The sequence below is a fragment of the Blautia faecis genome (genome assembly GCF_020554845.1).
In the GTDB taxonomy this organism is placed as follows: domain Bacteria; phylum Bacillota; class Clostridia; order Lachnospirales; family Lachnospiraceae; genus Blautia_A; species Blautia_A faecis.
Genome location: NZ_JAJCIA010000010.1, coordinates 91,410 through 104,843, shown reverse-complemented (window position 1 = coordinate 104,843; position 13,434 = coordinate 91,410). Strand labels below are relative to the sequence as shown.

At 40.0% G+C, this 13,434-nt stretch carries 13 protein-coding genes, 1 other RNA gene and 3 pseudogenes; 12 read left to right on the top strand and 5 right to left on the bottom strand.

The features are described 5' to 3' along the window. Window positions 1–173 precede the first annotated feature (173 nt). Window positions 174–523: a transfer-messenger RNA gene (ssrA, locus tag LIZ66_RS07200) on the top strand. A 14-nt stretch (window positions 524–537) separates the two neighbouring features. Here the strand turns inward: ssrA and LIZ66_RS07195 are convergent. Beyond that, a complete protein-coding gene (locus LIZ66_RS07195; protein ID WP_195983318.1) occupies window positions 538–678 on the bottom strand; it encodes a hypothetical protein in 141 nt (46 codons plus the stop codon). A 190-nt stretch (window positions 679–868) separates the two neighbouring features. Between LIZ66_RS07195 and LIZ66_RS07190 the strand changes: the two genes are divergently transcribed. The 3 genes from LIZ66_RS07190 to LIZ66_RS07180 are packed head-to-tail and all read left to right on the top strand — an operon-like array spanning window position 869 to window position 5,684. Further along, a complete protein-coding gene (locus LIZ66_RS07190; protein ID WP_118700151.1) occupies window positions 869–2,011 on the top strand; it encodes a Fic family protein in 1,143 nt (380 codons plus the stop codon). Between the two features lie 27 nt (window positions 2,012–2,038). Beyond that, the gene (locus tag LIZ66_RS07185; RefSeq protein WP_118700150.1) at window positions 2,039–5,011 is read left to right on the top strand and encodes an HsdM family class I SAM-dependent methyltransferase; all 2,973 of its coding nucleotides are present in this window, start codon (window positions 2,039–2,041) and stop codon (window positions 5,009–5,011) included. A gap of 4 nt (window positions 5,012–5,015) precedes the next feature. After that, on the top strand, window positions 5,016–5,684 hold the full coding sequence (locus LIZ66_RS07180; RefSeq protein WP_118700149.1) for a hypothetical protein: 669 nt from the start codon (window positions 5,016–5,018) through the stop codon (window positions 5,682–5,684). A 200-nt stretch (window positions 5,685–5,884) separates the two neighbouring features. On the opposite strand, the gene LIZ66_RS18550 is transcribed toward LIZ66_RS07180, so the two are convergent. Together LIZ66_RS18550 and LIZ66_RS07175 are read right to left on the bottom strand one after the other, a co-directional pair. Further along, the gene (locus tag LIZ66_RS18550; RefSeq protein ID WP_255610623.1) at window positions 5,885–6,016 is read right to left on the bottom strand and encodes a hypothetical protein; all 132 of its coding nucleotides are present in this window, start codon (window positions 6,014–6,016) and stop codon (window positions 5,885–5,887) included. A 390-nt stretch (window positions 6,017–6,406) separates the two neighbouring features. Continuing rightward, on the bottom strand, window positions 6,407–6,715 hold the full coding sequence (locus tag LIZ66_RS07175; RefSeq protein ID WP_148461842.1) for a helix-turn-helix domain-containing protein: 309 nt from the start codon (window positions 6,713–6,715) through the stop codon (window positions 6,407–6,409). A 159-nt stretch (window positions 6,716–6,874) separates the two neighbouring features. Here LIZ66_RS07175 and LIZ66_RS07170 point away from each other — a divergent pair, with 159 nt between their 5' ends. Next, complete coding sequence (locus LIZ66_RS07170; RefSeq protein WP_118584274.1) at window positions 6,875–7,081, top strand: hypothetical protein; 207 nt, start codon at window positions 6,875–6,877, stop codon at window positions 7,079–7,081. A 126-nt stretch (window positions 7,082–7,207) separates the two neighbouring features. Continuing rightward, window positions 7,208–7,480: pseudogene (locus LIZ66_RS07165) on the top strand (transposase domain-containing protein); the annotation flags it as partial. 141 nt (window positions 7,481–7,621) lie between these two features. Here the strand turns inward: LIZ66_RS07165 and LIZ66_RS07160 are convergent. After that, window positions 7,622–7,855 (bottom strand): hypothetical protein, encoded by a 234-nt coding sequence (locus LIZ66_RS07160; protein WP_118584275.1) that lies wholly within the window; start codon window positions 7,853–7,855, stop codon window positions 7,622–7,624. A gap of 56 nt (window positions 7,856–7,911) precedes the next feature. Here LIZ66_RS07160 and LIZ66_RS19150 point away from each other — a divergent pair. Then, window positions 7,912–7,992: pseudogene (locus tag LIZ66_RS19150) on the top strand (DUF6783 domain-containing protein); the annotation flags it as partial. Here LIZ66_RS19150 and LIZ66_RS19145 read toward each other — a convergent pair. Next, window positions 7,954–8,034 (bottom strand): annotated as a pseudogene (locus LIZ66_RS19145) (DUF6783 domain-containing protein); the annotation flags it as partial. The pseudogenes LIZ66_RS19150 and LIZ66_RS19145 overlap by 39 nt on opposite strands. A gap of 183 nt (window positions 8,035–8,217) precedes the next feature. On the opposite strand from LIZ66_RS19145, the gene LIZ66_RS07155 reads away from it, so the two are divergent. From LIZ66_RS07155 to ung, 5 genes are all read left to right on the top strand, one after another. After that, complete coding sequence (locus LIZ66_RS07155; RefSeq protein ID WP_118584277.1) at window positions 8,218–8,895, top strand: response regulator transcription factor; 678 nt, start codon at window positions 8,218–8,220, stop codon at window positions 8,893–8,895. Further along, on the top strand, window positions 8,895–10,412 hold the full coding sequence (locus LIZ66_RS07150; protein ID WP_118584278.1) for a sensor histidine kinase: 1,518 nt from the start codon (window positions 8,895–8,897) through the stop codon (window positions 10,410–10,412). Before LIZ66_RS07155 ends, LIZ66_RS07150 begins: the two co-directional genes overlap by 1 nt. A gap of 309 nt (window positions 10,413–10,721) precedes the next feature. Further along, window positions 10,722–11,339: an imidazole glycerol phosphate synthase subunit HisH gene (gene hisH / locus LIZ66_RS07145; protein ID WP_195591202.1), complete on the top strand. Its 618-nt coding sequence runs from the start codon at window positions 10,722–10,724 to the stop codon at window positions 11,337–11,339. Window positions 11,340–11,341: 2 nt separating this feature from the next. After that, window positions 11,342–12,100 carry an imidazole glycerol phosphate synthase subunit HisF gene (hisF, locus tag LIZ66_RS07140; RefSeq protein ID WP_173717557.1) on the top strand — a complete coding sequence of 253 codons (759 nt, stop codon included), beginning with the start codon at window positions 11,342–11,344 and terminating at the stop codon, window positions 12,098–12,100. Window positions 12,101–12,745: 645 nt separating this feature from the next. After that, window positions 12,746–13,432: a uracil-DNA glycosylase gene (ung, locus tag LIZ66_RS07135; protein ID WP_148461839.1), complete on the top strand. Its 687-nt coding sequence runs from the start codon at window positions 12,746–12,748 to the stop codon at window positions 13,430–13,432. Window positions 13,433–13,434 lie beyond the last annotated feature (2 nt).

Here is a 13,434-nt window from a genome sequence, read left to right as displayed (position 1 = left end):
ACGCGCGGCGGTGAATATACATTGTGAAATCGCGTCCGGAATAACGACCAACACACTAAATAGCAAAACACCATCTTGACAACTTTGCAAAAAATGCATATAATAATATCTCAGCGAAAGCACAATTACACAAACTTCGTCTGCGCACCAGCAATACCTATTATATACGATTAGGGCTTGTACTGGTTTCGACGGGGGTTTTGAAGTTGTGGAAGCCATCCGCAGTCTCCCGAACTGCGTAATAACGGGAAATTCTAAATATAAACGCTGACGATCAGTTAGTAATGGCAGCCTAAGTGCTGCCCGTCAGTCCTGTTGCACTCACACTTCAGGAGTCTGGTGTCGACCTTGTGAGAAACCTTGCCGGGTAAGCTTTGCCCCGGTAGATGTATCATGAAGCTACTGAAGCAGTAAGCCTGTCGGTGGGCGTGCTGTGGAGGGAATGTTAATACAGCGACTGTGATGGGAGATGCCGCAAGGGATAGACTTTCGGACGCGGGTTCAATTCCCGCCAGGTCCATAGTGAAAACGCCGTATTTACGGCGTTTTTTCTTTTTCGTGTTGCATAGTTGTGAAATGCGAATTAATTTTATCTGTAAATTTCTTTTGCTCATCGTTGATCACATTTCTGTATACAGCCTTTAGAACGGTATCTGTTTTCCATCCACCTCTTGCCATAATGTACTGATCCAGAATACCAATCGCGTGCATGATCGAAGCAGAGTAATGCCTAAGTCATGAAAGTTAAATTAGTTATTTTATTTCATTTTTTTAGCGCATTATTGAAATTAATACTGTGATGTCACTTTTATTGTTTTTAGTTATCTGCTATAATTGAAATAAATAAAATAGATACTGAGGGATAAAAATGCATCCATATACAGGAGATTACACCGAACAAAGAAAAAATGGAAAGTTGAATTTTATATACTATACTTTCACACCGCGTCCATTGAAAGGTAATACATTTTTCAAAATAGATGATGAACTGATGGCGCTTTTGATTGAGACATATCACACTCTTGGATTATTAGAAGGGTTGCTTCAGTATGCACCAAATAAAAACTCATTTTGTGAATTGATGCTCTTAAAGGAATGCACTTATTCCAAAATGATAGATTATTATGGTGCATTAGATTTTAGAAATATATTAGTTAAAAGAGAGGCTGGAAAGGGTAATATAGAGTCTATAAAAAATTTAATGTCAGCTTATAAATCAGCCGTAGATATGCAGTTTGCAGCTCAGGAATATAGCAAAATATGTAGCATCGCTTTATATGGTGATAAAGCAGAACAACAAATAAGTATACGCAACACCCAAACATTTTTACAACGCGCAATATCAAACTTAAAAACCTATAACCCAACAGCTCCAGAAGATGTTTTGCCATCATTGGCCGATATTTCTGCTTACCTCTATGACAGTGAGGATGATCCTTTGATTCAAGCTGCGTTAGTACACTATCAATTTGAAATGATACATCCATTTGAGAAATATAATGGAATTGTTGGACGTATTCTAATATTCATGGTACTGAAAAAAATTGCAGGCAAAGCGTTATCTGGGCTGTGTCTATCTGAGCACCTATTCTTTAATAAAAACGAGTATTTTGATATACTCAGTTCAACGCAATACAGCGGCGGTTACGTGCGTTGGATCAAGTATTTCATACGGATTATCAATGAAGCAACTCAAACTAGTGTAGATCTGCTCAAAAAATACGAAGAAACAATTAAACTAGATGAGGAAAAGTTAAGAGCCAAAGTACCGAAAACAAAAAGTGTTTGGAGTGTGTATGAATACCTTAAAGTATCTCCTGTTACCAGTATTCCTATTACAGCAGAGCATTTAAACTTATCATATAATTCAGTTTCTAAGGCATTTGCTACATTGAAAAAATATAATATAATTATGCAAAGAAACAATAGCACGAGAAATCGAATATGGGAATATACTTGTCTTGATTTTATATTTACTTTACCAAGTATCAATCAAGTAACATGTAACTAGTTGGAAAAATAATGTGGAGGCAGAAATATGAGTGAATTACTAAATGGCATATTCGAATGCCTTGATATAAATAGCGGTACTGGTTTGGCTACAGAAGACAATTTGCAGAGCATGACTTCCTTTCAAAGACTATTTTATACACAAGTTCATGAAAAGATAGGAATTGACGCTGTATATTTTCTTCGCGATGTAAACGGAATTGCTAAAGTTCCGCTTATCTATTTTTCCGTTATTCAAAAATATGATGCGAAACAAGTCGCAGAGTTACATCGTCTTTCTTGGAATCTCGGAGAGGCTCCGTTGTTATTCGTGGTGACTCCAGATGAAATTTTGATTTATAACAACTATGAAACACCGCAAGTCATTGAGAATGGAAATCTTGATCCTACTGCAGGGATAATTGAAACGTTAAGTTTAACAGATGGATTGGTTTCACAGCAACTTGCCTTAAAGAAGTATCATCGTTCCTTGCTTGAAAGTGGCGAATACTGGCGTCAAAGCATGACGAGGTTTAATGCTCAAAATCGAGTTGATGCCACACTAATATCAAATTTGAGAATAATGCGCAGAACATTGATCAATCAAATCAGTAAAAGATGCGATAAGAGCAAAGAAATAATTACGGGTGTAGTTCACGCTTTGCTCAGCCGGTCGATTTTTATTAAATATCTGGAAGAACGAAAAGATTCAAACGGAGAAACCGTATTTCCACAAGATTTTTATTGCAATTTTATGGAGTCAGCGAAATGGTATACTGATGTGCTGAACAGTAAAGAAGCAACTTATAACTTATTTTTAACACTTAAAGACAAATTTAATGGTGATACGCTGCAAGTCTCAGAAATTGAAACAGAGATCATTACTCAAGATGATTTGGATGAGCTTCGCACATTTATTTTAGGTAACAGCGAATTGGAGAGCAGACAACTTACCTTATGGCCGCTTTATAGTTTTGACATTATCCCCATTCAGTTAATCAGTAGTATCTACGAGTTATTTTTTCATTTGTCAGACGAAGAGGATGAGAAAGGAACATATTATACACCTCTCCATCTTGTCAACTTGGTCATGGATGAAGTGTATCCTTGGGAAGGCGAATATAAAGATATATCATTTTTTGATCCATCATGCGGTTCGGGCATTTTTTTAGTTGAAGCATATAGAAGACTGGTTTGTAGATGGATGTCACAAAACGCTGTTCAAGCAATCACCTGTGATCGACTAAATCTTCTCTTGAAAAATAGTATTTTTGGTGTAGATATTAATGAAGAGGCAATTCGAGTCGCCTCGTTTAGCCTTAGTTTAGCAATGTGTGACTTCCTAGACCCACGAAGCATCTGGGATAAGCTTTCATTTCCTTCTCTATTAGGTAAGAACTTGATTTCAAGTGATTTTTTCGATGAGGATAAGTCTTTTAATAAAGAAAGATATGATGTCATTGTTGGTAATCCACCTTGGCAGAGTAACATTACCGAAAAAACGAAAGAGTACTTGAAGAAAGTAAATCGTGTTATAGGTGATAAGCAAATTGCACAGGCATTTTCTATCAAGTGTTCAGAGTTGTGCAAACAAAACGGAATTATCTGTCTCCTTATGCCTAGTAAGGGATTGCTTTTTAATAGGTCTGATAAAAGTAGGATGTATAGAGCAAATCTTTTTTCGGATAACAATGTTCTAGCGATTATAAATTTATCAGTATATAGAAAATTTTTATTTGATCACGCTAGTGGACCCGCTGCTGCCATTATCTATACTCCCAAAAGGGAAGAGCTCAAGCAACCAATAATTTATTGTACACCAAAGCCAATTTATACAATTGAAGATACCAGGAAGTTTTCTATTGATCCTACCGATATATGTAGAATTCCGCATGACATTATTGATGACGATAGAATCTGGAAAATTGCAATGTGGGGAGCACCTAGAGATCTTGAATTAATAGGAAAAATGCAAAGTACTTTTGCACCTATGGCATCATTTATTGAAGAAAATCACATGACAACTGCTGAAGGGTTCAAAAGAGGAAATCGGAAACATCAATGTTATGACTTCACAGGTCTTCCATTGATAGAAGCAAAATCCTTTAAACCATATTATGTTTCATCCGACGAACTTCCGATAGTTGATTTCCATGACTTTGAGTGCGTTGTCAAAAATGCTAGAGAGATTTTTGCTGCTCCACATTTGATAATTAAACAGAGCCATAAAAATGGAACATTTCTTTCAGAAGTGTTGGATTATGATGCTGTGTTTAACCATAGCCTTTTGGGAATTCACGGTGAAATTGAACAGCTTAAGTACTTGAGCGTGATAATAGGTTCAAGAGTATTTTCGTATTATCATATACTTACAAATAGAAAGTGGCTAGTAGAACGGGACGAGTTAGAGGCCGGGGACATTTGGCAGACGCCAATCCCCAAACCCAACGATGCTGAACTCACAGAAGCTTGTAACATCTTTGATAAATTAGTAAACTCACCAAAAGAGAATTACCTGTTGGAACAGTTTGCACGAAATATGTATCGTTTAAAGGAATATGAGTGCTACCAAATAGATGATGTTATTGACTATGTTTACGACTATTTTAAAAATAAAAATCGTTCAGTATCTTTTTTCAGACCGAGCATTGATAACTACAAACTATATTACGCTTCTCTAAAAGGGATACTGACTAGGACATTTGGAACTGGCATGGGCTTTTCTGGCGACCTATATTTTGGCAATGCTCCACTATCTGTTCTTGTGTTAAATGTTGAGCATTCCACCACAAAGGATCTAAATGTTATAACCAACAATGATCAGCTTAATGAAATACTCCTAAACTTGGACCGTTCATTGGTCGATAATCAACAAATGGTTTTCGTGAGAAGAAACCTCCGTATTTATCAGAGAGAAAAGATTTTCATTGTTAAACCAGCGCAACGCAAATATTGGACATATTCTGCTGCCTGCAGAGATGCAGATGAAATATTCGAAGATATTTCCAAAGCATGGAGGTGATTTTATGAGCAGTATAAGAAATATAACAGCATCTTCAGCTGTGCCGGACGATTTGGCAAAGCGACTTGGTCCTGCTGGTATCAACGAAATATTATTGACTCTATGGCAGGGGTATCATGACATGATTGCCGATACAAGCATTACCATCACTGAAAACACTGAAGAAGATGATATTACACAGGAATGGTATGGGAAAATATCGCTACGATGGACCAGTGAAAATAGAGCTACTATTCTACGAATAAACAGCATTGGCCCAGTACATCAATATCAAGATCCTACATTAAAAAAGAAGCGTGGATATAAGCCCACCATTGATTTTTGTTTTCGTGATTGGGATACTTCAAACAGTTATTTTGGCGCAGAATGCAAGAATCTATATAATCATAAGAAAGATAAAATCAAAAGATATGTTGAGACAGGAGTTAAAAATTATATCTCAGGACGGTATGGTTCACAGTCATCAGAATCTTCAATTATTGGGTATGTGTTAAGTGGCAAGATTCCAGAAATTGTAAACGAACTTGTTTCTGAAATTGCAAAAGTTACGCCAGTAAGCAATTTGTCCCGCGAGTTACGCTATATGGAACCGCAGTACTCTTCACAGCATATGCGGAATCTTGATAATCAGGAAATAACCATACATCATTTGTTTTTTGATTTTTCTCATTAAAATATATGTGTTTTGTTTGAAGAATAATGTTTCTGCCTATTATGTTCTACTCGTATAGATAGTGAGTAAAAAGTAGCGATTTCAAGCTATCAAATCTATGTTGGTAGCTTGGATTTCTGCTTTTCAGAATTATATTTTTTGTCTTGGGCTTGACATACGGGTGTCGGAGATCATGAAAACGGAATGGTATAACCATTCCTTCAAATGGACTTATTGATTGTTACAGTGCTGTTACAATATAAGCCTTTTATGTTTGGACTATTAAATTTATAGTCCATTACGTCTATACCGTCCGCGCAGGTCTGGTCTTGTAATTCCTCATATGTGCTCATGTAAACACCTCCCGCTTTAGTATATCTCAATACGTGTACAAAAATCTGTACAGTTGCTTCCACAAAAAGAAAATTGACAAATATTTCGGAGTGACATATAATATATTTAACAAGAGAACCGTTGGTCAGTGCACACCTGACCGCCGGATAAAGCATCAGCTAAAAATAGCGCCTTACTTTACCAGAGCAGGGGCGCTATTTTTTATGCGAAAAAGTAATAACAAGAGTTATGACTGCACAAAGCATAATTACAAAAGTAAATAAATCACTGTATGTAACCATCAGCACCAGCCTCCTTTCACAAAAGTGTCCGGCGGCTGACATAACACCCCAACAGTTCCCTGGGTAAATATATTATATTGTCAATGTACATTCTGGCAGATATGCCGATTATTTCCTTTTGTTTTTCACAAATTCAGCAAACTGGCGAATTTCATTCAATTCGTCTTCGGTGTATTCTTTGCCATCAAAATGAGCGGCAAGAGTGGTAAGTTCGTCATTAAGTCCGAGGAGAGTATCAGCAGAAACATTTAAGCAATCAGCAATTTTCTTTATTGTATTTACGTTTGGTTCTCTATTTCCACTCTCATATAATGAATATGTAGATTTTGCTACGCCAATATTTTCTGCCACTTCTTTCTGGGATAATCCAGATCTTAAGCGAGCTTCTTTTAAATTGTCATTAAAATTGTCACCCATAATTGGTACCTCCTGATAATTCGATTATAGTTGCATATTGAAAAAACTGTCAACAGAAAAGTTTGCAAAATGAAAAGAAAAGTATTGATAAATTTGCAAATAGAAATTATAGTATAATTTCAGTTTGCAAAACGCAAATAAGCGAAAGGAGGAAATGAGATGTTTAGAAATTTAGAAGCGGAACAAGCCAGATTTGGTTATACAAATCAGCAGATGGCAGACAAGTCAATGATGTTTGCAACTGACAACGAACCAAGAGAGAAAGGAGGTGACAACGATCGTAATGACGGTTATTTTTGGTTATCAGTGTCTTCGGTCGATTTGGAATTATCAGTACCTTCTTCAACAGGTGAGCATGTGTCTTGAGTCTGTGAATACTGTTTATGCAGCTCTTCGACAGTTTCTTTTAACTATGACATTTTTCTTGAAATATGTTAAGAGCACATAACTAAGTTCGGCACATAATTACGGTTATGTTCTTAAGCACATAACCGTAAAAACTGGCTGTTCTGTGACACACCAAGCGGAGCCCAGGCCAGCGCTATTGTGTACACAATGGTAGAAATGGCAAAAGCCAATGGAGTAAACGTCTATCATTATCTTACCTATCTGCTGGAAAAACTGCCTGATGATTGGATGAGTGATGATGAATTAGAACTTCTGGCGCCATGGAACGAAACTGTCAAAGCTGAGATCGAACGTCGTGCAAACGAATCAAATCAATCATATGTGAATTGTCAAGGTGCTCCGGCTACTGAAAAGTAGTCGAGGATTTTTCTTACAGAGAATATTTAAATAAATATGATGTAAACAAAGACGCATGAGTGTGGAGTGTGTGATTGAGAAATTTCAGAAAAAGTGAAAATCAGTCAGGGCCCCCTTTGGGGAGTCCCTGACTAAATGTAGCTATTCCTCAAATTCCGCAATCACCACATACCCACTAAGCGGTGCCTTTTCCACACTGACAATGGTTCCTTCCTTTGCCTTGATTCTCTGTGAGTTCGGATAGCAGCCGGACATGGCTACAGCAGGCTCAATGATATAGCTGTAGTTCATGTAGGACTGATATTCCGTGATCTGAATCTTATCTCCCGGTTTCACCAGTCCCGGACGCTCCATTTTAAAACTTTCCTGACGCATGTGAATTCCCTCTTTTCAAAAATTGATTTATATTTTACACTGTACTTAGAGCGTGTTTGAAAAATCATTCCCGCAACCTGCACGCCCCACTTTGCGGGAGATTTCACCCGAATTCGGTTGCCGTAGCCCGCTACGGCGCCCTCATCCGAGCGAAATCTCCCACAAATTGTGACGCACATCTTGCAGAAAGCCTTTTTTAAACACGCTCTAGCATAGCACAAAACAGAAAAAAAGTCATCTGTAAGAAAATGTGCTGGCGTTCACAAAATCATCATACCCCTGTGTTAAGATACAGGTAAATCGTACAAAAAGGTATAAAAACCATGCGATAAATGAGGTTGACCAAAAAGGGAGGACAAGATATGGATACATTAAAAATCCTTGTAGTGGATGATGAAAGCCGAATGAGAAAGCTTGTAAAAGACTTTTTAACAAAGAAGAATTTTCAGGTGCTGGAAGCAGGAGATGGCGAGGAAGCCATGGATATCTTTTATAAGGAAAAAGATATTGCCCTGATCATCCTGGATGTAATGATGCCAAAGATGGACGGCTGGGAAGTATGCCGTGAGGTGCGCAAGAATTCTAAAGTACCGATCATCATGCTGACAGCAAGAGGAGATGAGCGTGATGAGCTTCTTGGTTTTGACCTGGGTGTGGATGAGTATATTTCCAAGCCATTCAGCCCGAAGATCTTGGTAGCCAGAGTAGAAGCTATCCTTCGCCGTACCGGACAGACCGGAGCGGAAGATGTGCTCAGCGCAGGGGGAATTGTGATCGATAAGGCTGCCCATCTTGCAACAGTCGATGACAAGCCTATGGATCTTAGCTTTAAGGAATTTGAGCTTCTTACTTACTTTTTGGAAAATCAGGGAATTGCTCTTTCCAGGGAAAAAATCCTTAATTCTGTTTGGAATTATGATTATTTCGGAGATGCCAGAACCATTGACACACATGTGAAGAAATTAAGAAGTAAAATGGGGGATAAAGGTGAGTACATCAAGACCGTATGGGGAATGGGTTACAAGTTTGAGGTAGAGTGATGAAGAAATCAAAGAAGCCAAAGAAAATCCGCTCCATAAAGCACCAGATCACGTTTACATTTATAGGTCTTTTATTCCTTTCCATTCTCACGATTTCCATGATCAACGGAGCATTTCTGGAAAAATATTATGTGTCAAAAAAGACGGAAACTCTTCTGGAAGCAAGGGAAGTGCTGAGTCAGATCAACACGGATTCTATGACAGAGGACGATGTGGAAAGCGAGCAGGAAGAATTGTCTTCTGAGATCATTCAGGAAAGCTCCAGGAATAATCTGACCTGGGTGGTTGTCAATGAGGATAATACGAAATATCTGTGCTGGCCGGAGAATGAAGATCAGCTGAGAAGCAAGCTGTTTTTTGGTTATGCCAGTGATCTTGACATGGATAACGGAAAAGGCACAATTCTGAAACAGACGGATAACTGTGTGGTTCAGCAGGTATATGACCGTTTCGTGGGTATGGATTATGTAGAGTGCTGGGGGAAATTTGACAATGGCAATTATTTCCTGATCCGAAGCCCTCTGGAAAGTATCCAGGAAAGCGCAAATATTTCCAATAAGTTTTATTTCTTTGTAGGAATTGTCATTATTGTTATAAGTGGAATGTGTATTATGGCAGTAACCAGAAAGCTGACCAGACCTATTTCCGAGCTGACGGAGCTTTCCCGTAAGATGACAGATCTTGATTTTGAAGCCAGATATAAAAGCAAGGCCGGCAATGAAATTGATGTGCTGGGAGATAATTTTAACAAGATGTCCAGTCAGCTGGAGCATACTATTTCCGAGCTGAAATCTGCAAACAATGAGCTGCAGAAGGATATTGAGAATAAGGTGAAAATCGATGAAATGCGAAAAGAGTTTCTGGATAATGTTTCCCATGAGCTGAAGACACCCATTGCTCTTGTGCAGGGGTATGCAGAAGGTCTGAAGGAGAACATTAATGATGATCCGGAAAGCATGGATTTTTACTGTGACGTCATTATTGATGAAGCTGCCAAGATGAATAAGCTGGTAAAGAATCTTCTTACGCTGAATCAGCTGGAATCCGGAAAAGACGCAGCTGTTATGGAGCGTTTTGACCTGACTGCATTGATCAAAGGCGTTCTTTCCACCATGGATATCATGATCAGGCAGAAAGAAGCCCGGGTGATTTTTAATGAGACAGAGCCTCTTTATGTCTGGGCAGATGAGTTTAAGACAGAAGAAGTTGTGACGAATTATGTAAGCAATGCCTTGCATCATCTGGATGGAGAAAAAATTGTGGAGATCAAAGTCCAGAAACAGGAAAACAGAGTGAAAGTAACGGTATTTAATACTGGAACCCCAATCCCGGAAGCCGATCTCCCGAATCTGTGGAACAAGTTCTACAAGGTAGACAAAGCCCGCACCAGAGAGTATGGCGGAAGCGGAATCGGACTTTCTATTGTAAAGGCTATTATGGAAGGTATGAATCAGCAGTACGGTGTTCAGAACTTTGATAACGGGGTGGAATTCTGGTTTACCCTGGATCGGAAATAAAGTAAAAATAGTCAATCTTCAGGCTGGAAATCTGGTGCTTGAAAGAGAAGATAATTGTAATTTTTCATAAAAAAAACAGTGTTAATCTGGAAAGACAATACAAACTAACAAAACAGGCGGCAGCATGGAATTAGCTCTTTGCAACCGCCTGTTTTTGCGTTATACTGTAAGAATATGAAAGTGTATGTTCAGCAATATTGTGCTTTGGGAAGGCAGTATTTGCTGATTAAAAGCATTTATATGATGGCAGAAAATGCTGCACACAATAGACGCAGTATTGACGAAAAACAGACAACAGGAGGAGCCCGAATGATAGCAATAATTGACTATGATGCAGGCAATATAAAAAGTGTGGAAAAAGCCCTTCATTACCTTGGAGAGGAAACTGTAGTTTCCAGAGATCCTCAGGTATTACTGAGTGCAGATAAAGTAATTCTTCCAGGTGTTGGAAGCTTTGGAGATGCCATGAATAATCTGAATAAATTCGGACTTGTTCCTGTGATCCGGGAGCTTACAGAGAAAGAAACTCCATTCCTTGGAATCTGTCTGGGTCTGCAGCTCCTTTTCGAATCCAGTGACGAAACTCCGGGAGTGGAGGGACTTGGAATTTTGAAAGGTAAGATCGTGAAGATTCCCCCGGCCCCTGGACTTAAAATTCCTCACATGGGATGGAATTCTCTTCACCTTCAGAATGATGGCCGCCTGTTTAAAGGAATTCCGGAAGAGACTTACGTCTACTTTGTTCATTCCTACTACCTTCAGGCAAAAGAACCTGAAATCGTGAAGGCGACTGCGCAGTATGGCGTAACTATTCATGCCTCCGTTGAAAAGGACAACATATTTGCCTGCCAGTTCCACCCGGAGAAGAGCAGCAAGTACGGTCTGAAAATACTGGAGAATTTTGCGAAGCTTGGGAAGGAGGCATAATTATGTTTACAAAGCGAATTATTCCCTGTCTGGATGTAAATAATGGACGAGTAGTGAAAGGTGTTAATTTCGTAGACCTGAAGGATGCAGGAGATCCTGTGGAAATTGCGAAAGCATACGACGCAGCAGGAGCAGATGAAGTGGTATTTCTTGACATTACAGCTTCCTGTGAACAGCGTGACACAGTAGTAGATATGGTGCGAAAAGTTGCAGCCAACGTATTCATTCCATTTACAGTTGGCGGCGGGATCCGTACTGTAGATGATTTCCGGAAGCTGCTCCGCGAAGGTGCAGACAAGATTTCTGTAAACTCCGCAGCCATTGACCGTCCGGAATTAATCCGTGAGGCAGCAGATAAATTCGGCAGCCAGTGTGTAGTAGTTGCCATTGACGCTAAGCGTCGTCCTGACGGCGGCTGGAACATCTATAAGCATGGCGGTCGTTTGGATACAGGCATTGATGCCATTGAGTGGGCGAAGAAAGCAGAAGCCCTTGGTGCAGGAGAAATCCTCCTTACCAGCATGGACTGTGATGGTACCAAGGCTGGCTACGACATCCCATTAACCCGCGCAGTATCTGATGCCGTATCCATCCCGGTCATCGCTTCCGGTGGTGCCGGTACCCTGGAACACTTCTACGAAGGCCTTACCGACGGCGGTGCCGATGCAGTTCTGGCAGCTTCCCTGTTCCACTATAAAGAACTGGAAATTTCTCAGGTGAAGGATTACCTGGCTGAAAAAGGTGTTCCGGTAAGACGATAGAATATTAAAATTGCTATTTAGTGTGTTGGTCGTTATCCCGGACGCGATTTTACAATGTATATTCACCGCCGCGCGTCGCAACGTTCCGGCAAGCTAATGACTAACTACGACTAAGACGCTCAGGAAAGCCTTCGCGCCTAAGTCTCCGTAAGTCATGGATCTCGCCTCCACTAAAACCGCTCCTAAAATGCGCGGCTTGCGAATATACATTGCAAAATCGCTGGTTACTGGAAAGGGAAGAAAGAAACAGTAACGACAACAACGCGGGTGGGGTGAAGTAGTTGGTATCCCGCAACTTTATTGTTTTTTGCCAATCTATCATTGCCAAGAAAGTATCGGGAAACCAATCACTCCCCCTCTGTCGAAAGTTCCTATGAACAAATAAGTCCCAGACAGTACACAGCATTCGGGCAATGGTGATTGCTCTAGCGAGCCATTTCAGGCGCGGTTTTAGCGTAGGCGAAATCCACTGCTTACGGAGACTTAATCGTGAAGGCTCTCCTGAACGATTTAGTCGCAGTTAGCAGTTAGTTCGCTGGAGCGTTGCGCCGGCGAGTGAGCAATCACCATTGTCCGAATGCGTCCGCCTTGAACAACTTTCAACACACTAAATAGCAAAATACAAAAGATGAGGTGACAATTAAAATGGGCCAGATAACAGGAGACTGGCAGGCCGCGCTGAAGAATGAATTTCATCAGCCCTATTATGCCAAACTATATAAAACAATAATGGAAGAATACCGCACCAGAAAAGTATTCCCACCGCCCCAGGATATGTTTAATGCTTTCGAATACACACCGTTAAACGATGTAAAAGTAGTTATTCTGGGTCAGGATCCTTATCATAACGATGGACAGGCCAACGGCCTTTGCTTCTCTGTAAGAGAAGATATAGACATTCCCCCGTCTCTGGTAAACATTTATAAAGAACTCCACAGCGACCTGGGCTGCTATATTCCTGACAATGGCTGCCTGGAAAAATGGGCAAAACAAGGCGTATTTCTTCTGAACACAGTATTGACCGTTCGCGCCCATCAGGCATTTTCCCACAGAGGAATCGGCTGGGAACAGTTTACCGATGCGGTTATCCAGACCCTGAATGATCAGGACCGCCCGATCGTATATCTTCTCTGGGGAAGACCTGCCCAGATGAAAAAAGCAATGCTGAACAATCCGAAGCAGCTGGTACTCACAGCTGCACATCCAAGCCCGCTGTCTGCGTCAAGAGGATTTTTCGGATGCAGGCATTTCAGCCAGACCAATGAATTTCTGGAGAAAAACGGGCTTGCCCCCATTGACTGGCAGATTGAAAATATCAAAAAGGAACAATAAGA